Genomic DNA, 20,527 nt, shown 5'->3' on the forward strand with positions numbered 1-20,527 from the left:
TTTTTTATTTGATTTTTTATCTATCCAGTGTGAAGGGGATTAAATCAATTGTGTTCAGTTGATGCTTTCTTTTTCTCGATAACTTACTTTCTTCACCAATACGTAAGCGCTTTATGTTGTCTTTATGCCTAATTACAATTAGCAGTGACAGCATAGCAACAGGAATGGTAAACCTGTCATCAAGCCACCAAGTATAAACGGGAGCGAGTATGGCGGTTAAGATAGCTGCAAGAGATGAATAACGAGTCAAAAAGACAAAGACTATCCATGTGGCAATTAAACATAATGCTAAATCCCCGCCAATCGGTGCCATAGCACCAAATGCTGTAGCAACACCTTTACCGCCTTGGAAATTAAAAAATATCGGGTAGATATGGCCTAAACAGGCTGCAATAGCGATTAAGCCTAACGAAACGGCATCTTGTCCTAGCACATAGCTAAAATAACTTGGGGCTGCTCCTTTGAGCATGTCAAAAAATAACACTAATGCCGCTGAACTGGCACCACCAATCCTGAGCACATTTGTTGCGCCTGGATTCCCCGAGCCTTCCGTGCGGGGATCTGGCAAACCACGTAATTTACATACGAGAATTGCACTTGAGATAGAACCGGCTAAGTAGGCGGTTATAATCATCAAAATAGTGATTGTAACTGCGCTCAAATTGGTTTCCTTTCACTTCTTAGGGTATCATCGCCCATTAATTTATTTCACTTGAGACGTAACCTGATAATTGGGTTAATACGCTCTGTTACATCGTGACACGTTCAAAGATTACAGCCGTTATCCTACTGCGTAAATCGCTTAGGAAAAAGACGAGATCTATAATAACTGCTATTTGAGTTAATTTTCAGCCTTTTCAGCTGAAATATTTATGAAAAGACGTGTAAACCGTGGAGTTCACATGGATAAAGTATTAATACGCGAACTAAAAGTTGAAACTGTTATCGGTATTTATGAGTGGGAAAAGAAAATACACCAAACATTACTGATAGATTTAGATATGGCTTGGGATAACAAACTGGCTGCCGCTTCAGACGATTATCAACATGCTCTGTGTTATGAAACTGTCTCTAATCGTTTAACTGCGCTAATTACTGAAAAGCCGATAGAGTTGATTGAAACCGTTGCTGAAATGGTCGCTAATTGTTTAATCAATGAATTTAATGTTTTGTGGGTAAAGGTCGCTGTTATGAAACCGGGTGCAGTACCAACGGCAAAATCAGTCGGCGTAGTCATTGAACGTGGTCATATATGATGTCCATCGTTAATGGACTTTATTTAAGTGGTAATCACATTTAATTGACAGTTAACATGTTTCAATTAATCAAATATTCATAATCGCTCTGTATAATTTCGGATGAGTTAATGGCACGTATTTATATCAGCTTGGGCACCAACATTGATCCTGTTGAGCACATGCAGTCGGGACTAATTGACCTATACGAACAATTTGGTCAATTAACCCTATCAAGAATGTTTGAAAGTGAAGCTGTGGGCTTTAATGGCACTAACTTTTTAAATATGGTTGCTGCAGCAGATACTGAAATGAGTATTGCGGATGTGGTTGCCACTTTTAAACGTATTGAAAAACAAAATGGACGTATTCGTGGCGAGAAAAAATTTAGTCCGCGAAGTTTAGATATCGATTTACTGCTTTATGACAACGAGGTTTGCCAATTTCCAATTGAGCTTCCCCGTGGTGAAATTCTTTATAATGCCTTTGTATTATGGCCGCTTGCAGAAGTTGCGCCGAGTTTACAGCATCCAAAAAACACTAAAACATACCAGTCATTGTGGGAAGAGTACGATAAAACGAGTCAGAATATCTGGCCTGTAGAATTTGACTTTCCAGCAATACTGACTCGTTAATTATATTTAAAGGAACAACATGGAAACGCTTCAGGTTATCTTTTTAGCGCTTATTCAAGGGCTAACAGAGTTCTTACCCATTTCAAGTTCAGCTCATCTTATTTTACCTTCGCAGATTTTAGGCTGGGAAGATCAAGGTTTAGCCTTTGATGTTGCAGTGCATATAGGTTCATTGTTGGCTGTTGTGATTTACTTTAGAACAGAAATTTGGGCCATGTTGAAAGCCTGGATTGCCAGTATAACGAAAGGTGTTCACACCGATGACAGTAAATTAGCTTGGTGGATTATTCTAGCGACACTTCCAGCGGTATTTTTTGGCTTCATGGCAAAAGACTTAATTGAGACTTACTTACGTGGCCCTGGTGTGATTGCTATTACGACGGTTATTTTTGGTCTGCTTTTATGGGTAGGTGATAAAATGGCTCGTAATGAACTCACTGAATATCAAACGGGTTGGCGTAAAGCGTTATTAATAGGCTTCGCGCAAGCTATGGCAATTATTCCGGGTACTTCACGTTCTGGTATCACCATTACCGCAGCATTGATGCTAGGTCTTAATCGCGACGCAGCGGCTCGCTTTTCATTTTTAATGTCTATTCCTGTCATTTTAGGTGCGGCTATTTTAATGAGTAAAGACGTGATTTCTGGCGATCTCACCATGGATTACACTGAATTACTATTGGGCGTTGCCGTTTCTTTTGTTGCTGCATATACCTGTATTTTCTTCTTCCTAAAAATCATTAGTAAGATTGGTATGACACCATTTGTGTTGTATCGATTAATGCTAGGCGCCGTATTATGTGGCTTTATTTTCCTGTAAAATAAGCTATCTTGAAAAACGGGTGCTAGCACCCGTTTTTTGTTTCCTACACTTTTTCTTCGAAAAACTCATACCCAATACTGCCACTGTAAGGATGTTTTCTCGTTATGGATTCAATATTAGTTTGCCCGATTTGTGCTGAATCGCTGCAGTTACATGAGCAATCTCAAGGTTATTATTGCAATAACAAACATCACATTGATAAAAATGCTCAAGGCTATTGGTCGTTTGTCACATCGCCTAAATTTAAAGGCAGTTCCGAGAGTAGGCAGCAGCTTAGAGCAAAACGTTTTTTGAAGGCATCAGGTATTTTATCGCCGTTAGTTAAACAAGTATCGAGCGTATTTTCTGACGTAGCGGAAGGCAAAGACGAAGTTAATCATCTGAATTATCAGTGTAATGATGGTTTTTATATTCGATCATTATCAACACTATCAGCACAAGCTGAAGATAATGTTACACATTGGGGCGTATCTGAGGCGGACAATGCCTTATTTGCAGCGAGTAAAGATACCACTCCAGCAAATTTATTGTTAACACCGTTTAAAAAGCTTCCTTTTAAATCTGACGCAATAGATATTGTGACTGTTTTTGAGGCGCAGCTAAAAGGTAAAGAATGTTTACGAGTGTTAAAGCCAGATGGCGCTTTATTGTTACTTGTACCAGGCGCGAGACATTTATGGCAGCTGAAGCAAAAAATCTATCAAAATTTGCTTGAAAAACCGCAGCAACTCAATCTACCGAAAGATGTTGAAATAATTAACACAACCGAGATTAAGTTTAATGCAGATGTATCGGGTGAACAGGCAATAACTTTATTAGATATGAATAACCTTAGCTGGCGAGTAAACGACGAGTTGGCGCATCAAATTAAACAAACAAGCTTTGAACAACTAGAGTTTGATTATGTGTTACTGCACCTAAAGAAGCGCTGATAGGGTTATGTTGTTACTATTGGATTACTGCTAGTGAAGATGAATGAAATAGCAAAAAAGATGTCGTACTAGAAACAATTAAGGCTTGAAATATTCAATGACGGTTAAGTCAAATCAGTATTATCAAGCCTTAATAATCAACCTAAATAAATAAGCTAATTTTCATGTATTCTTACTTTTTGTAAGAAGAAGCCATGTTGTCGATGCGGTCGTTAGCACGCTTAGCTTCTGCTTGTGCGTCCATTGATGCAGCTTTTGCATCTTTAACATCAGCAGCGATTTTGCTTTGATCAGATTTTAAAGAGCTAACTTCAGCAGATAGTTGATCTACTTTGTTACCTAGGTTAGCAACACTTTCTTCAAGAGCAGTAGTGTTAGCACAGCCACCTAAAAGAGCAGTCATAGCAACACCAGCAATCATTAATACTTTCTTGTTCATGGAAAATCCCTTCATTATAGGTTGTATAAATTGCTGAGGTACAATACCCAGCAGCCGTTTAATTATGTCACAGCTTTTAAATTTTGCTATACTAAATAACAATAAAAGTGACAAAAAACATCGTAAATCTAATGGATTGAAGCATATTTACTTATCATTTAGGCTAAAACTGCTTAAAACGGCACCAGATTAAGATTTTAATGGCTTCAACATTTAGCTGACTAGTTTAGGTATTGAATTCATTGAAAGAATATATCTAGGCGCCATAGGCACTAAGTTTGGGCTTACAAAGTTTGCTTAAATTGCTTTATTGCCTCAATTCTTCGAACCGATAATTGCTGTTTAATCTCTTTACCTTGAAAGCCTGCTTTAATCACCTCTTGTACATTGACTTCTTGTGCAAGAATGAAACACTTTTTCAGGTAATCACTTTGAGGGTAATCAGCATTTTCAAACCCCGTTCTGCCTTGAATATCCGCTTGGCAGCAAATTAATAAGTCATCTAAGCGATGTGGTTTACGCCAAAAATCTGCTTTATCAAAAATTTTGATAATGGTTTCAGGCCTTAGCTCATCAGCATTGTGTATATTTTGATGTTGGTCACTACACAATAGTGCAAGCTCTTTGAATTCATTGGGTGTTTTAAGGCGCTGACATAGCTTTTTGATAATAGGTAAGCCTTTTTGGCCATGACCATGATGCTTAGGCCACAACTCTTTTGGTGTGATGCCTTTACCTAAGTCATGAACCAAAGCTGCAAAACGTATTGCTTTATTAGAGCTAAGTTTCGTCACTGCCTGCAATACCATCATAGTATGAATACCACTGTCGATTTCAGGGTGCCATTTTTCAGGTTGTGGAACGCCAAATAAGCAATCGATTTCCGGGAATAAAACCGCTAAAGCGCCACACTTTCTAAGTTGTTGGAAAAACACTTCAGGTCGTTCAGTTGATAACGCTTTATCTACCTCTTGCCATACTCTTTCTGGGGTGAGAAATTCAAGTTCTCCAGACTCGGTGATCTGAGTCATCAATGCCATTGTTTCACTCGCGATGTCAAAATCTAAATGAGCAAATCTAGCGGCAAAACGGGCAACCCTTAATACCCTTAACGGATCTTCAATAAATGCACTTGATACATGCCTAAGGACACGCGCTTCAATATCTTTTTGGCCACCATAAGGGTCGGTAATGTTACCTGACTCATCCTGAGCCATCGCATTAATCGTTAAATCTCGTCTGAGTAAGTCTTCTTCTAATGTCACGTTTTGGTTGGCATCACAACTAAAGCCTGCATAACCCTGTCCGTTTTTTCGCTCAGTTCGTGCTAACGCATATTCTTGTTGAGTCTTAGGATGTAAAAAAACAGGAAAGTCTTTGCCTACTTGGCTATAGCCTAAGTCAAACATTTGCTCTACGGTACTGCCTACAACGACAAAATCTTTATCTTTGATAGGAAGTGATAGAAGTGAGTCACGTACCGCGCCGCCCACAAGATAGGTTTTCATAAAGTGACACATCCAAAGTATGATAATGAAACAGATAAATAGAAGCAGGTTGTGTTACTGGCTTCGTCATTATAATTTTATACCTAAAGCTTATCACGAGTAACATTTCTACGGCTAAATTTTGACAAGTATCAGCGCAAGCTATAACGTGAGCCGTCAGTTTTAAATAAGGATTTTTGGCCAGATGTATAAAGCATTTTATGGATTAAATGATAATCCATTTTCAATCGCACCCAACCCGCATTATTTGTTTCTCAGTGATCGTCACAGAGAGGCCTTAGCACACCTGACCTATGGACTAGGTGAGACTGGTGGCTTTGTATTATTAACGGGTGAGGTTGGAACAGGGAAAACGACAGTATCACGTTGTTTGCTGAAACAGCTTCCTGAAAATACCGATACAGCCTTTATTCTTAACCCATCGCTGACTGAACAAGAATTGTTGGCAACCTTATGTGATGAGCTAGGTATTAGCTATGGTGAGAACCCATCCATTAAGCAGTTAACAGATTTAATCAGTCAGTATTTGCTAAATAATCATCAAAATAATCGCAACACAGTGTTGATTATTGATGAAGCACAACATCTTCGTGCTGAGGTACTTGAGCAACTGCGCCTGTTAACAAATTTAGAAACGGACACCAAAAAATTATTGCAGGTCATATTAATTGGTCAGCCTGAGTTGCAGCAATTATTAAAACGACAAGAACTCCGTCAATTAGCACAGCGTATTACAGCGCGTTATCATTTATTACCCTTAACAGTTGAAGAAATTCAATTGTATGTTCAGCACCGATTACAAGTAGCGGGACGTTTTGAGCCGTTATTTACTAAAAAAGCGTGTAAAGCATTGCATAAATTCAGTGGCGGGATCCCTAGATTAACCAATCTGTTATGTGAAAGAGCTTTAATGGCGGGTTATGGCCAATCTAAAGTGCCGATTGATCACAATATGGTTAAGCTAGCAGCTGCCGAAGTTTTAGGTGATTTACCCACTGAAAGTTCAAATAAATGGCCGATGATTATTGCTGCTTCTTTAGTGTTAGCTTTTGGCTCATCTTTATACTTCTTTATTGGCAATTCATCAGATATGTCTTCGAGTGGTGAAAGGGCTAAACAGTCAATTCCTCAAACTCAATCAAGCGAGTCAGCTCGACAGCCAAGCGGTAATCAAACCATATTACGAGCAGCTATGTCTCAAAGCCGCAGTATTGATAACGCCTTCGCGGGTTTATTTGCCTTGTGGGATAAACAACCCATTATCGGGCTAACCGCTTGTCAGGCTGCGCAGCAACAAGGCTTAATGTGTCATCAGCAGCAAGGCAATTGGAATAGTATTTCAAGGTTAAATTACCCAGCAGTGGTATATCTTCAAGATCAACAAGCACAGCCTTTTTACGGAGTTGTGGTTGCAAGAGAAGGTGAACAAATTTTACTGCAACTCAGTGAACAACAATTGTGGGTGAGTAAAGACTGGTTTAATCGATACTTCAGTGGCACCTTTGAACTGTTATGGCACTCAGACAGCACGTTGCCTCGAGAAATAAGCCGCACATCGAGCTTGTCTCAAATACAATGGCTAGAGAACAGTTTGGCATTGATAGAGCATAGAACGGCAAGATTAGTGAATGATTTTGATTCTACTCTAGAGCAAGCCTTGATGGATTTTCAAAGATTGCATGGTCTAAAGGCTGATGGTATTGCAGGGAATCAAACATTAGTGCAACTTAACCTGTATCTGAGCCAGAAAGGGCCAAGGTTAACTCAAAGATCAGGACGTAGTTAATGTCTATTTTATTAGATGCTGTGACGAAAGAAAAACAGCAACAAATGGGTGAGCTTCCTGATGCAGTATTAACTCCAAGGGCAAATTACCAGCAAGTTGGCGCTGCTAAATCTTGGGTTAAATATTTACTATTAATTGCGGTCATTATAATAGGTATTTTGGCAGCGTGGGCACTGGCAAAATTATTAAAGCCTGATGTGTCCGGCACGCCTGCTGTTACAAGCTCGCAAGTTAACGTTAATTCAGCTGAAGAAAAGCAAGCTGAAATTAGAATCGCTAATAAAGTGGCTTTACCAGTTGCAAAGCCGCTAAACCAACCTGAATATCGTTCAAGACAGGCGGTAAATCAGAGAGAAGAACAGTCTGTGACTGATGTGGTCTATGATTATCGGTTGAATGATAATCGAGGCGTTGTGACGGCGAGTCAAGCAGAGCCAAGTTTATCTGCGCCAGCAAAATCTCGAGCTGTACCAAGAGATACCACATCGAACTCATCAACAGAAACGCTTGCAGCATCGGTATCAAGAGCTGCTCAAGCGGAAACTCGTCTTTATGAATCACCTAGCGCTAATGCTGCCAACAATGACATTCCGTTAACGGCTGCTGAGCTGCAAGCACTGTATGGTGAAGATGCAATTATTCTTGGTGCAAACTCAAATTACAAAACTGCCTCAGACTTAGATGCCCTGAAATTAAAAGTGAGTGCTGCGGCAAGTGATGTCAATTTTGAGCAACAAGCTCAAGCGCCACAACAGGCGTCAATCAACCCAGATGAAAATGCCAATGTTGTAGATAATTCCAACAACTTAATGGCAGCGTTTGAAGCTGCTTTAAAAGAAGTTGAATATGAGCAATCAGCGAATGCACCTGTGACAGAACAAAAGCTTGATCCGATCCCAGAACCGAAAAAAGATGAAATCCCTCGCTATGGTCAATTACCTGCCAGTGTGCAACTACAAGTGCCAGAGTTTTCTATTCAGGCCCATGTATATTCTTCTGCAGCAGAAAATCGTTGGTTGAATGTTGACGGTAAAGAGCTTCAAGAAGGTGACAGTATTAAAGGCAAGTTAAAGGTCATCGAAATTAGACCAAGAGATGTTGTACTTGAGATTGATGGTGAGCAGTTCAAGGTGCCAGCGATATAATCATTTACCTTAATGACTTGTGAATCAGCAAGATTTAGCAAAATAAAAAAGGCGCATAATGCGCCTTTTTTCTATTTTAACTCATCGCTCAAGCAAAGGGTTATAACGCCTTTAATGCAGCAAATGCTTTATCTGCAGCAGCAAGTGTTAATTCAAGCTCTTCTTCACCGTGAGCCATAGATAAGAAGCCAGCTTCATAAGCACTTGGTGCTAAGTAAACGCCTTCATCAAGCATTAAGTGATAGAAATGACGGAAATGATCCATGTTACATTGAGTCACTTGGTCAAAGCTGGTGATTGGGTTTGTGTCTTCAGTAAAGAAGAAACCAAACATACCGCCCACTTGGTTAATGCTTAATGGAATACCATGCTTATCAGCAGCCGCTTTAAAGCCTTCAGCAATGCGCTTGGTCTTAGCGGTTAATTCTTCGTAAAGGCCAGGCTGACATAATGCGTCCATTTGCGCTAGACCCGCAGTCATGGCAATAGGGTTACCTGATAACGTACCAGCTTGATACACAGGGCCCGTAGGAGCAATGTACTGCATCACATCTTTACGGCCACCAAAAGCACCGACTGGCATGCCGCCGCCAATCACTTTACCTAGCGTCGTAAGATCTGGCTTCACATTGTAGTGGCCTTGGGCACCGCTTTTAGATACGCGGAAACCCGTCATGACTTCGTCAATGATCATTAATGCACCGAACTCATCACAAATTGCACGTAAGCCTTCAAGGAAGCCCTCAACAGGAGGGATGCAGTTCATGTTGCCAGCAACAGGCTCAAGAATGATACAAGAGATAGCCTCAGGATGTTCATTGAAGATAGCTCTGACTGAGTCTAAGTCATTATAAACAGCTGTTAGTGTGTGTTTAGCAAAGTCTTCAGGAATACCAGGAGAGCTTGGTTGACCAAGGGTTAAAGCACCAGAGCCAGCTTTAACTAATAAGCAATCAGCATGACCATGGTAACAACCTTCGAACTTTAAGATTTTGTCACGGTTGGTGAAACCACGTGCTAAGCGAATCGCACTCATTGTGGCTTCAGTACCAGAACTGACCATACGAACTTGTTCGATTGATGGCACCATTTCAATAACTTTTTCAGCCATTTTAACTTCAAGTTCAGTTGGCGCACCAAATGATAAACCGTTCTCTACCGCTTCTAATACTGCTTGGCGGATTTGCGGGTTGTTGTGGCCTAAAATCATCGGGCCCCAAGAACCAACATAGTCGATATATTTTTTGCCATCAGCATCGTAAATATAAGCACCATCAGCTTTTTCGATGAAAAGTGGCGAGCCACCAACACCATTAAAGGCACGGACTGGTGAGTTTACGCCACCAGGGATGGTTTGTTTTGCTTGTTCAAAAAGCGCTTCTGAGCGGGTCATGTGAAATCCTTCTAATTTCTTCAGCTGACTATCTATCAGCTTTTCGTGAATACCAATTAACTGGGCACTCGTGTTGTTTTAACTCGTTTTCAACACCAAGCGTTAACGCAAAAAGTGCCATTCGAATAAGTAGCCCATTGTCCGCTTGTCTGAATATGGCCAGACTTGGGTGGCTATTTAAATCATTATCTAATTCATTTGCTGCCGCGCGTGAGTCACGAGGTAATGGATGCATAATCACAGTATTGGATTTACAGTGTTGCGTGTAAATACTGTGGTTTAATCTAAACTTACCGCGATATTTGTCCGCTTCATCTTGTGATGGGAAGCGTTCTTCCTGAATACGAGTCAGATAGAGTATATCAGCTTGATGTAAATTACCTTCTAACTGATCTGTTATTGTGATCTTATGACCAGCATTTTCAATGTCACTGATCACATAGTCAGGCATTGCTAGGTCAGTTGGGGAAATTAATGTGAATTGAATGTCTTTATACATGCAAAGTAAGCGTGATAAAGAATGCACAGTTCGCCCATGTTTTAAGTCACCAACCATCGCGATATGCATTCCGCTGATATCTTGTCCATGATGGCTTAATTCTTTTTGGATGGTAAATAAATCCAGTAGTGCTTGAGTTGGGTGCTCGTTTGAGCCGTCACCACCATTAATGACCGGTACTCGACTGCCTTCGGCAAACTCTTTTACTGAAAAAGGTTCAGGGTGACGCATTGCAATCACATCGGAGTATGTCGATAACACTCTTGCGGTATCGTATAACGACTCACCTTTAGATAAAGATGATGAGCCCATCCCGACTGTTTCTCTAACATGACCGCCAAGTAAGTTAAATGCACAACCAAAACTGACTCGGGTACGTGTGCTAGGTTCAAAAAACAAATTACCTAAAATTGCACCGTCTAACACCTTAGTGCGCTTTTCTCGTAAAGCGTAAGGCGTCATGTCTTCAGCGACATTAAAAATAGTATTGATTGCATCAAGATCCAGTTGATTAACTGAAAGAATGTGAGAACCGCTAAACTGTGTCATCAGCCTGATTTCCAATTATTAGGAGAATAAATAGGGCTATTTATTCTGTGGTTATGTAGGGTGGCTGAGGCGAGATTTTAACAGAGAGTGAATGAATATTAAATCTCGCTAATGATTATTTATCACTTTTTAGACATAACACAGATTAGCGATACGAGAACAATAGGTAATGACGATGAACTAAGAGTAATTCAGTGTTTTGATATACTGATTACACCTGACCTGAGCGGATTTCTTGCCATAGGTTTGCCCAGCTAATAACCCCCACAATATGCTGATTATTGTCTCGGTAAATATACACTTCGCCACGACGCTTAATCGACAGCAACTCATATACTTCATTGAGAGTGGCAGTATCTGGAAATCCTTGCATAACATGGCGTGACAAGGTGGTTGAATCTTCAAAGGATTGCATTTCAAGGCTCAACATTTGAATTTGAGATTCTGCATTTCTGACTAATACCGGTCTGCCTTCTGCCCGTTTCATGACTTCTAGCAATAGATCGTCATTATCATTGACGATAACAAAACGTCTATCCATTAAAGCACGCACGCCTTTTTTCTGTAATCCTTGATTCACCGGTGGGACTTTATATCCAAGCCCCATAATATCCAGCTGTTTTAAAAAGACCGAGCTGGTATTAAAGCCCTGATAGGCAATCAAAAATGCAGGAATGGTCACAAACATTGCAGGAAGGATGATTGAGGCGTCGTTGGTCAATTCTAATAGTGCAACTAAAGCTGCTAAAGGCGCACTAAGACATACGCCCATCATGGCAGTCATGCCAATGACGGTATATAGGCCCACATATGGTGCAATAGATGGAAAAAATATCGCACTTACTAGTGCGAGTATTGCCCCAATAAGCGCGCCAATCCCGTAAAGCGGGCCGATTAAACCACCTGGAATACCAAAGCCTATTGCTGCAATAGTGGCAATAATTTTACCCACTAATAGTGCGAGTAAAAACAGTAAACTCGGATTATCAATAATGGTTGCCTGAATCGCTAAATCACCAGAGCCTAACGCTTGAGGCAAGAACAGTCCAATAAGCGTTGTGACACTTGCTGCTATCATTAAGCGATAAATAAGTGGCCAATGTTGGCCAATTGCCGTCATCTTTAATAATGAATGATTAAACCCTGCGGCTGCGCAGCCAAGTACGATGCCCCCAAGCGCTAGGATGGGGTAATGATCAAGCGGGATACGAGTCACCGTAATGAGATCGTATTCGTGGATGTTACCAAACACCAGTTGGCTTGAAAGTGCTCCGCAAATTGCTGATAGCATAATGGGGAAAAAATAATGGATTTTGTATTCACGGACTATGACTTCAAATACAAATAACACGGCAGCCAGTGGAGCGTTGAAAATGGCGGCGATACCAGCAGCAATACCGCTAGCGCACATAATACGTACACTGTTATCAGGAAGCTTGAATTTTTCAGCAAGGTAACTCGCGCTGGTCGCTCCTAGGTGAATCGCTGGGCCTTCTTTACCCACAGAGAAGTTGGCGATTAAAGCAATGAGCGCTTGAAAAAACTGGCCAGGAGCCGATTGAAGCGGCACTTTGCCATAATGTAGCTTGAAACGATGCAGTACATAAGCAATGCCCATTCGACGGTACCGCTTTGAACCAATGCCTGCCACAACCCATATGAGTAAGGCGCCAACAATAGGCAAATAAGTTCGCCAATCACTTACAGCGCTTGAAAAATCTGTTGCTTCAGGAATGGTATGTTCTTGAGCCCAACCCAGCGCAAGCCGAAATAGGATTATGACCCCAGATGCAATAATGGCAAATAGCAGTGCTATGACGCAAAGTTGCGCACTAATCTTCGCTTGAGAAAGCTTATCTCTCAAATCATTACGAAGATATTTGCGTGTCGCAGCTTTGGCGTGAATAATAGCGGCTTTATTTATCTTAATTTGCACTGTATTGCCTAAGATCCATTTAAGGGCGAATTGTTGTCATTGTATTTTATTAAGGGCTTGTTACCTAATGCTAAATTATCATCGCTTGCTTGACCGCTTGCAAGTTCAAGAACGTAAATTTCGCTCGTCTGGCTTATATCTAACTGCACTCATTGCCGTGAGCTTTCTTATTGGTGTGTTAAGCCACACGGTGTTTATTGCTGAGGTGGTGGAACCAGAGCAAACATCGGCAGAAATCACTAGCCTAAATACTGAACTTAAACGTCAATCCCATGTGGTTTCTCGCCTTGAAATGGCATTAGCGATTGAAAAAGAAGCCAATGCAAATATGAAGCAAATGTTCAGTAAACAAATTCAGAAACAGAAAAACCTAGAGCAAGAGTTGGCATTTTATCGCAGCTTGATGTCGCCGGAAAAAGAAGTCGATGGCATTGCCATTCATGGTCTTGAACTTTCTAAAGGTTTATTGCCAAACCGTTATCAATTACGCTTGATTTTAACTCAGCTACAAAAACGTAAAAATAGCGTGAAGGGTGTGGCTGATGTGGTACTTGTTGGCGTTCAAGATAATGAACAAATTGAAATTTCATTAAATGATCTCGACATTGAAAAGTTTAATTTTGGTTTTCGTTACTTCCAAATGTTTGATGCAGAGATTAGCTTACCTCAAGGGTTTGATTTACAGAGAATTAAAGCTGTCGTTCAAGTCAATGCAACCCGAGGAGTGAAAGGGGGACGTATTGAGCAAACGTTTGAGATCGCAGAGTTACTAGAAAGCTAAAAAAGAACTAAGAGTAATACTTGAACAAATTAGTCAGGTAATAGATAATTCCGACCTGAAACTGAAGTAAGAGGTAGTAATGACTGAACAAACAGATGCAGCAATGCCAATTCAATTTACAGACGCTGCGGCAACGAAAGTGAAGGGACTGTTAGAAGAAGAGCAGAACCCTGAATTAAAGCTTCGTGTATATGTAACAGGTGGCGGTTGTTCAGGTTTTCAATACGGTTTTACTTTCGATGAAAAAGTGAACGAAGGTGACTTCACGATTGAAAAGCAAGGAGTTCAACTGGTTGTCGACCCTATGAGTCTTCAATACTTGGTTGGGGGCGAAGTTGATTACACTTCTGGCCTTGAAGGTTCACGCTTTTTCGTTAAAAATCCTAATGCAACAACCACCTGTGGTTGTGGAGCGAGCTTCTCGGTTTAAGCTTTTAACAGTTTACGAGTCATAAAAAAGCCGTCTAAAGACGGCTTTTTTCATATCTGAATGGCAGGGTTTAGCTGCTATTAGCTGATAATATTAAAGTTCATTCTAGGTTTGAACCACTTTAAAACTGCTTTATCAAAACTTATCCATACCTGTATTAATGCAAGTACGATTAAAACTGTAAAGATGACCCAGTCAGATAACACCATTTGCATAAATCCAAAATCAACAGTCGTGGGGCCAGCAACGATATTATCGGGATCATACATGATGGCTGGTAAAGCGCTGTATAACGCGAGTTGTAATATGGCATAGGCTCGCAGCATATAAAGTGCAGCTTTTTGTCTACCCGCAACACCTAGCACCATCATCAAGGTCAATATGCATAATAAAACCCCTTGTTGAGCCATCAAACCGCTGACAGAGGTAATAACATACACACACATTAACGCGATGAGTCGCTTAGGAAAGAGAGGTTTGTCTTGCTCTTGAGGTGCTGGTGCGCTGTCTGTCATTTCTGAAAGTTGATCAGACGTACGGTTATTAGTGTTAAGTTCAGTTTCTTGCTGAGGGTTGTTTTTATTATCAGTCATAACGCCTTAACTTTATTGTTTATTATTCTTTTGTTTATTACTTTGACAGTTACGCCTTGTTTTACTTCATCATTTGCGCTGCAACGGCTGAGGGCATTAAAAACTAAGCTTATTAAGCACGCTTCATAAATGCTCATTATAAGTACTCATTATAAGTGCACTGATTGAGCATTTAGCCAGCTACAGCGTAAATGATAAAACTCGATTAATGTTTAGCTTGCTTCTTTGGCGTTAAACGTTGGTCAAGTTCATAAGGTGGGATAACAACCCCCAGATCTTCTTGAACGGGGAAAACGGCAACAAATAGGTCATCTTCTTCCATACCAGACACCCAACGTTGTTGGAATTCACTTAATGGAATTGATAGTGGTTCACAATCTTTCCACTCTTCAACAGCCCAAAGTTTTGCCGCTTCTTCAGAAGGCCACATCGGGATACAATCTTCATCTTCCGTTGTTAGCATGACACAGCCATCTTGATCTTGCAGGCTCCAGATTTGTTGTTCTTGTTTAACTTGCTCAACTAAATAGTCATAGCGTGCTTCAGGGGTCATATTAAGTTGGTCGGCAATTGATTTCATTTTGCTGCTCATGGTTGGCTCTCATAACAAGGTGTCGCAAATGTGGCGTACAGTAACGCAATTGGGTCATGATAACATTGACTGCTAAATTGAAAAAGAAAAGAGCACACTCGGTGCTCTTTGATAGATATAGCCTCACTCAATATATTAATGCTCGGCGGGTTGCTCAAAAAAGCGGAAGATCATAGCTGCGAGAATCGCCCCAGCGATTGGCGCAACCCAGAATAACCATAACTGCGACAATGCCCAGTCTCCAACAAAAAGCGCAGGACCAGTACTTCTAGCTGGATTTACAGATGTGTTAGAAACAGGAATACTGATTAAATGGATTAAAGTTAAGCCTAAACCTATGGCAATGGGAGCAAAGCCAGCTGGAGCACGTGCATCTGTCGCGCCAAGTATGATTAATAAAAAGAATAAGGTCATGACCACTTCTGTGATCATCACGGATGTCATGCTATAACCGCCTGGTGAATGTTCGCCAAATCCATTTGATGCAAACCCACCTGCAAGACTAAAACCATCTTGACCACTCGCGATTAAAAACAACACCCCTGCACCTGCAATCCCCCCGCGACTTGGGCAAGGATATATGGCGCTAGTTCCGCAGTCGGGAAACGACCGCCAGCCCATAATCCAAAAGATACAGCTGGGTTTAAGTGGCACCCTGAAATATGACCAATTGCAAAGGCCATCGTAAGAACGGTTAAGCCAAATGCTAAGGCAACACCTAATAACCCAATGCCGACATCCGGAAATGCCGCAGCGATAACGGCACTACCACAACCTCCTAATACGAGCCACAAAGTACCAATGAACTCTGCTAACATTTTTTGCTGAATACTCATTTAAATGTCCTTATAAAAATTGAATACTGCTGTTTAAAACACAATTAACGTCCACAAAGAGTTAAGCAGTAAACCTTTATAAATTCAATTGAACATCATTGATAAATTGATGGGAGCTTAAGTGATGAAAATGGGAAGGCTGCAGCGATGTATGTTCACTCGTCGCTGCATCATGTTATTGAATGAAGGTAATGGTTAATAAGCGCTGTAAAAATTACCTAAAATAGCGGCTCGTTTTGCCCCTGTCACAGCAGGTAAGTTGCCTGTTTTGCCTAATGCATGGCGCATTGCAAGCCAAGCAAAAGCGATTCCTTCAACCCATTTAGGATCGATACCAATGTCGCTGGTGGTAGAAAGTGACAGTTGAGGCAGTAATTGCTTAAGTCGCTTCATTAACTCTAAATTTAAAGCGCCGCCACCGCAGACAAACACTTCTCCATTTTTAGCAATGGCTTGAATGTCGTTAGCAATAGAGTGACAGGTTAAGTCAAGTAGCGTGGACTGAATATCAGCAGGTTGTAGATGAGAGAAGTTAGCCAATTGCTGTTCAAGCCACGCTTGGTTAAACAACTCTCGGCCCGTACTTTTAGGGTAATCCAATGCGAAGTAGGGGTGAGATAAAAGTTGCTTCAGAAACGCTGGGTCGGTGTTACCAGAGGCTGCCCATTGTCCTGATTCATCAAAAGGGCGTTGTAACTCTTGATTAATATACGCATCCATCAAGGTATTACCTGGACCTGTGTCAAACCCAATGACTGCTTCACTGTCTCCATTGAGGTAAGTAATGTTCGCTATGCCTCCAATATTGAGAATAAAGCGGTGACAATCTTTCTGAGCAAAGCTGGCATGATGAAATGCTGGAACAAGCGGTGCGCCTTGTCCACCTAAAGCAATATCTTTACGACGAAAATCTGCAATAACATTAATATCGGTTTCAACGGCGATGGTTTCAGGATCACCAATTTGCAGCGTAAAGCCTTGCTCTAAATTAGGCATATGCCGAATTGTTTGCCCGTGACTGCCAATGGCAGTAACTGCTGACTTATCAATTCCCGCACGGTCGACTAGCTCATTAACTGCTTGGGCAAATAACAGCCCCATTGCGCGATCTGTTCTTCCCATAATATTAATTTCATCAGAATTTGGGGAGCATAAACGATGTAGGTTATTTAATATATGAGCTGGAATTTCAAGGGTATGAGTTGCTATTAGCTCGATTTGATTATTTGAGAAGTCAACCAATACAGCATCAATGCCATCCATGCTAGTGCCAGACATTAACCCTATGAAGTAACCTGACGACTGCTTGTTGTTGCCGTCAGTTTGAGTTGTGTGAGTTTGTTTCTGAGATATAGCGTTCGTTGCATTCATGGTAATGCTCATTATCTTTGTAGTCATAAAAAAGGCAGCCAATACTCATGGTAAATAATCGCCGTAAATATTAACTTCTAGTATTACGATAAGAGGTGGATTCAAGGCTGTGCATTGAATGCTAGTTTGTCGAGTTACTGGCGTAATGCAATTGCTTGTTTTGCTCGATTTTAGCCATTAATTGCTTACTTAACGCATCAAACTGTGACTTCTCTTTTTTATCAATAGGCTGTGATTTTGGCAGCTTTATTGTGCGGGGATTACGGTGCACACCATTAACGATAAATTCATAATGCAAGTGTGCGCCAGTCACACGGCCCGTTTTACCTAAGGTACCAATAATTTGACCTTGTTTTACGGTATCGCCACGTTTTACTTTTCTTTTGGTTAAGTGCAAATATTTGGTTGTGTAAGTATCGTTATGCTTAATGAAAACATAATTACCGTTGTACTTGTTGTAGCTAGCCTCAACCACTTTACCACGACCAGCAGCTTTAATTGGCGTACCAATAGCGGCAACATAGTCGACACCTCGGTGCGCTTTCACTTGCCCTGTCACAGGGTGTAGTCGGCGTGGGTTAAAGTTAGAGCTGACGTACTTAAAATCAACTGGAGAGCGTAAGAATGCTTTACGCATGCTATCACCTGATTCTGAATAATACTCTCCGTCAGTGTATCTAACTGCGGTATATCGTTCGCCTTGGTTGTAAAACTCAGCAGCAAGAATATTCCCTGTGCCGATAAATTGACCATCAACGTATTCTTCTTCAAACATCAGCGCAAAATGATCGTCCTTACGGATATCCAGGGCAAAATCGATATCCCAACCAAAAATGTTTGCCAGTTGCATAATGTGATTTGCTGATAATCCAGCAGTGGCGGCAGCATTCCAAAAGTTACTGCTTATATTGGCTGTGATAAATTTAGTTTCTAAGGTGATGGTTTTAACCGTTACCTTTTCTTCGAATTTATCTTGGCTCTTCGTTATCACCAGGGTGGAAATCTTATCCATCTGATAACTCAGTTGCGTCACTTCGCCCTGAGCATCCTTTGTCACAGTGAGCTCTTCACCGGGCATAATTTTTAATAAATTCTTCTTCGACTTTGGCAAGCGAGTGATTTGATAAACATCTCGCGGTGTTAATCCAGCTCGGTTTGCCAGTCCGCCAAAGGTATCTCCTTTGGCCACTTTATAGCTTTTATGGGACAGTAAGTCAGCTTCTCGATACGGGACTGCGTTTTCTTGGTCTTTTGGGGTTGATAGTAGGGTATTATCCGAAACCGCTAATGGGTCAAGGTTAGCAATAGGATTACTGTCTTTAGATGGCGTTAAGGTATCCGTCTCTTGTCGTGTCATTTCAGACGCTGTGGATTGACGAGATTGGCCTGGCGGAGTGGGCGTTCTAAATGCAAGTGGCACAGAATATTCAGACTGTTTATTTGGTGATGATGACTGAGTATTATCTTGATTAGTGTGTTGTGCATTAATGCGAGCAGAGATATCAACACTACCAGAAGTGACTTGTTTTGACGCTTGGACATCATCAGAGGGGAATAGCACGATAATCATCGTGAAAATTACTAATAAACTGAGTGCAATTTGATGCGCTTTTGGCAGTAATTTGAATAAAGTGATTAACTTTGCCATTGACCTGAGTACCAATTTCTCTTTTTCGTTGTAATCCCCTTAGTGTACACACTTTCAATTAATGTGGCTAACAAGTAACATAGGCCTCTTATTTTTTAAAGCTGCAGGAGTAGGTGCCGAAATGGCTGATTTAGACCAAGTGTTAGCAGAACTTAAACGTGGTACCGACGAAATATTAGTCGAGTCTGAGCTGCTAGAAAAACTTAAAGAAGGGCGTCCTTTAAGAATTAAGCTAGGTGCAGATCCTACCGCTCCAGATATTCACCTAGGCCACACTGTTATTTTGAATAAGTTACGTGCTTTTCAAGAGCTAGGTCATGAGGTTATTTTCTTGATTGGTGACTTCACCGGAATGGTAGGTGACCCAAGTGGTAAGAATAATACTCGTCCTCCGTTAACTCGTGAAGATGTACTTGCAAATGCTGAGACTTACAAAGAGCAAGTTTTCAAAATCCTTGACCCAGCCAAAACTCGCATTGAGTTTAACTCAAGTTGGTTAGAGCCATTAGGTGCTGCTGGTATGATCCGTCTAGGCTCTAAGCAAACCGTTGCACGTATGATGGAACGTGATGATTTTAAAAAGCGTTATGCAGCCGGCCAGTCAATTGCTATTCACGAGTTTATGTATCCTTTACTACAAGGTTACGACTCTGTCGCATTAAAGGCAGATGTAGAATTGGGTGGTACTGATCAAAAATTCAATTTATTAATGGGCCGTGAGCTACAAAAAGCGGAAGGGCAAAAGCCGCAATCAGTCATTATGATGCCGCTATTAGTTGGACTTGATGGCGTTAAGAAAATGTCTAAGTCTGCTCATAACTATATTGGTGTGAGTGAACCTGCGAATGAAATGTTTGGCAAAATCATGTCTATTTCAGATGATTTAATGTGGAGCTATTTCGAGCTGCTTTCATTCCGTCCATTACAAGAAATTGCCCAGTTTAAAGAAGATGTTACTAATGGTCAGAACCCGCGTGATGTGAAGATTGCTTTAGCAAAAGAAATCATTGCAAGGTTCCATGACCAAGAACAAGCTGATGCTGCACATCAAGAGTTCATCAACCGTTTCCAAAAAGGCGCGATGCCAGAAGATATTGATGAGCTAGACCTTGAAGCTGGTGAAGGCCTAGCGATTGCTAACTTACTTAAAAATGCAGGTTTAGTAGGTTCTACGTCTGATGGCATGCGCATGGTTAAGCAAGGCGCTGTGAAAATGGATGGTGAAAAGCTGACTGATACTCGTCAAGTCTTTGAGGCGGGCGTGAGCGCTGTGTTTCAAGTCGGTAAGCGTAAATTTGCTAAAGTAACTCTGGTTTAATTTGAACTAAATGAGAAACGTTAAACTAAAAACGACTCAAATGAGTCGTTTTTTTATGGCTTGCTGTCAATAAACCCT

The 20,527-nt window shown here is 41.0% G+C and carries 19 protein-coding genes and 1 pseudogene; 9 read left to right on the forward strand and 11 right to left on the reverse strand.

Annotated elements, in window-relative coordinates; genetic code table 11:
* Positions 1 to 16 precede the first annotated feature (16 nt).
* Positions 17 to 661: a glycerol-3-phosphate 1-O-acyltransferase PlsY gene (plsY, locus tag ACGEDC_RS14450; RefSeq protein WP_394494062.1), complete on the reverse strand. Its 645-nt coding sequence runs from the start codon at positions 659 to 661 to the stop codon at positions 17 to 19.
* Positions 662 to 902: 241 nt separating this feature from the next.
* On the opposite strand from plsY, the gene folB reads away from it, so the two are divergent.
* The 4 genes from folB (at position 903) to ACGEDC_RS14470 (ending at position 3,625) form a co-directional block, all read left to right on the forward strand.
* Positions 903 to 1,256: a dihydroneopterin aldolase gene (gene folB, locus ACGEDC_RS14455; RefSeq protein WP_055024249.1), complete on the forward strand. Its 354-nt coding sequence runs from the start codon at positions 903 to 905 to the stop codon at positions 1,254 to 1,256.
* Positions 1,257 to 1,366: 110 nt separating this feature from the next.
* Positions 1,367 to 1,870, forward strand: coding sequence for a 2-amino-4-hydroxy-6-hydroxymethyldihydropteridine diphosphokinase (gene folK / locus ACGEDC_RS14460; protein WP_394494065.1), 504 nt, complete (start codon positions 1,367 to 1,369; stop codon positions 1,868 to 1,870).
* 19 nt (positions 1,871 to 1,889) lie between these two features.
* The gene (locus ACGEDC_RS14465) at positions 1,890 to 2,690 is read left to right on the forward strand and encodes an undecaprenyl-diphosphate phosphatase (protein ID WP_055024247.1); all 801 of its coding nucleotides are present in this window, start codon (positions 1,890 to 1,892) and stop codon (positions 2,688 to 2,690) included.
* Between the two features lie 107 nt (positions 2,691 to 2,797).
* Positions 2,798 to 3,625, forward strand: a complete 828-nt coding sequence (locus ACGEDC_RS14470; RefSeq protein ID WP_055024246.1) for a hypothetical protein — start codon at positions 2,798 to 2,800, stop codon at positions 3,623 to 3,625.
* Between the two features lie 172 nt (positions 3,626 to 3,797).
* On the opposite strand, the gene ACGEDC_RS14475 is transcribed toward ACGEDC_RS14470, so the two are convergent.
* Together ACGEDC_RS14475 and ACGEDC_RS14480 are read right to left on the reverse strand one after the other, a co-directional pair.
* Positions 3,798 to 4,064 carry an Lpp/OprI family alanine-zipper lipoprotein gene (locus tag ACGEDC_RS14475; RefSeq protein WP_055024245.1) on the reverse strand — a complete coding sequence of 89 codons (267 nt, stop codon included), beginning with the start codon at positions 4,062 to 4,064 and terminating at the stop codon, positions 3,798 to 3,800.
* 284 nt (positions 4,065 to 4,348) lie between these two features.
* A complete protein-coding gene (locus tag ACGEDC_RS14480; RefSeq protein ID WP_394494071.1) occupies positions 4,349 to 5,572 on the reverse strand; it encodes a multifunctional CCA addition/repair protein in 1,224 nt (407 codons plus the stop codon).
* A gap of 184 nt (positions 5,573 to 5,756) precedes the next feature.
* Between ACGEDC_RS14480 and ACGEDC_RS14485 the strand changes: the two genes are divergently transcribed.
* Complete coding sequence (locus ACGEDC_RS14485; RefSeq protein WP_394494073.1) at positions 5,757 to 7,358, forward strand: ExeA family protein; 1,602 nt, start codon at positions 5,757 to 5,759, stop codon at positions 7,356 to 7,358.
* Positions 7,358 to 8,503 (forward strand): general secretion pathway protein GspB, encoded by a 1,146-nt coding sequence (locus ACGEDC_RS14490; protein WP_394494075.1) that lies wholly within the window; start codon positions 7,358 to 7,360, stop codon positions 8,501 to 8,503. Before ACGEDC_RS14485 ends, ACGEDC_RS14490 begins: the two co-directional genes overlap by 1 nt.
* Positions 8,504 to 8,603: 100 nt before the next feature.
* Here ACGEDC_RS14490 and hemL read toward each other — a convergent pair whose 3' ends face one another.
* The 3 genes from hemL to ACGEDC_RS14505 all read right to left on the reverse strand — a co-directional run bounded on the left by hemL (position 8,604) and on the right by ACGEDC_RS14505 (position 12,880).
* Positions 8,604 to 9,896 (reverse strand): glutamate-1-semialdehyde 2,1-aminomutase, encoded by a 1,293-nt coding sequence (hemL, locus tag ACGEDC_RS14495; protein ID WP_055024241.1) that lies wholly within the window; start codon positions 9,894 to 9,896, stop codon positions 8,604 to 8,606.
* A 28-nt stretch (positions 9,897 to 9,924) separates the two neighbouring features.
* Complete coding sequence (locus ACGEDC_RS14500; protein WP_055024240.1) at positions 9,925 to 10,944, reverse strand: aspartate carbamoyltransferase; 1,020 nt, start codon at positions 10,942 to 10,944, stop codon at positions 9,925 to 9,927.
* Between the two features lie 211 nt (positions 10,945 to 11,155).
* Complete coding sequence (locus ACGEDC_RS14505; protein ID WP_065109023.1) at positions 11,156 to 12,880, reverse strand: chloride channel protein; 1,725 nt, start codon at positions 12,878 to 12,880, stop codon at positions 11,156 to 11,158.
* A 67-nt stretch (positions 12,881 to 12,947) separates the two neighbouring features.
* Between ACGEDC_RS14505 and ACGEDC_RS14510 the strand changes: the two genes are divergently transcribed.
* Complete coding sequence (locus ACGEDC_RS14510) at positions 12,948 to 13,661, forward strand: DUF6776 family protein (protein WP_055024238.1); 714 nt, start codon at positions 12,948 to 12,950, stop codon at positions 13,659 to 13,661.
* Between the two features lie 79 nt (positions 13,662 to 13,740).
* Positions 13,741 to 14,091 carry an iron-sulfur cluster insertion protein ErpA gene (gene erpA / locus ACGEDC_RS14515; protein ID WP_055024237.1) on the forward strand — a complete coding sequence of 117 codons (351 nt, stop codon included), beginning with the start codon at positions 13,741 to 13,743 and terminating at the stop codon, positions 14,089 to 14,091.
* 80 nt (positions 14,092 to 14,171) lie between these two features.
* Here the strand turns inward: erpA and ACGEDC_RS14520 are convergent, their stop codons facing one another.
* The 5 genes and pseudogenes from ACGEDC_RS14520 to ACGEDC_RS14540 all read right to left on the reverse strand — a co-directional run bounded on the left by ACGEDC_RS14520 (position 14,172) and on the right by ACGEDC_RS14540 (position 19,131).
* Positions 14,172 to 14,606 carry a hypothetical protein gene (locus tag ACGEDC_RS14520; protein WP_055024363.1) on the reverse strand — a complete coding sequence of 145 codons (435 nt, stop codon included), beginning with the start codon at positions 14,604 to 14,606 and terminating at the stop codon, positions 14,172 to 14,174.
* A 283-nt stretch (positions 14,607 to 14,889) separates the two neighbouring features.
* Complete coding sequence (locus tag ACGEDC_RS14525) at positions 14,890 to 15,276, reverse strand: DUF2750 domain-containing protein (RefSeq protein WP_055024236.1); 387 nt, start codon at positions 15,274 to 15,276, stop codon at positions 14,890 to 14,892.
* A 135-nt stretch (positions 15,277 to 15,411) separates the two neighbouring features.
* A pseudogene (gene aqpZ / locus ACGEDC_RS14530) lies at positions 15,412 to 16,112 on the reverse strand (aquaporin Z).
* 195 nt (positions 16,113 to 16,307) lie between these two features.
* Entirely contained in the window at positions 16,308 to 17,510 is a 1,203-nt protein-coding gene (locus ACGEDC_RS14535) for an anhydro-N-acetylmuramic acid kinase (protein ID WP_394494079.1), read from the reverse strand.
* A 94-nt stretch (positions 17,511 to 17,604) separates the two neighbouring features.
* A complete protein-coding gene (locus ACGEDC_RS14540) occupies positions 17,605 to 19,131 on the reverse strand; it encodes a peptidoglycan DD-metalloendopeptidase family protein (RefSeq protein ID WP_394494081.1) in 1,527 nt (508 codons plus the stop codon).
* 121 nt (positions 19,132 to 19,252) lie between these two features.
* Between ACGEDC_RS14540 and tyrS the strand changes: the two genes are divergently transcribed.
* Positions 19,253 to 20,449 carry a tyrosine--tRNA ligase gene (gene tyrS, locus ACGEDC_RS14545; protein ID WP_192022322.1) on the forward strand — a complete coding sequence of 399 codons (1,197 nt, stop codon included), beginning with the start codon at positions 19,253 to 19,255 and terminating at the stop codon, positions 20,447 to 20,449.
* The last annotated feature ends 78 nt before the right edge of the window (positions 20,450 to 20,527 follow it).

This window comes from Shewanella sp. ENK2 (genome assembly GCF_043568515.1).
GTDB lineage: Bacteria > Pseudomonadota > Gammaproteobacteria > Enterobacterales > Shewanellaceae > Shewanella > Shewanella japonica.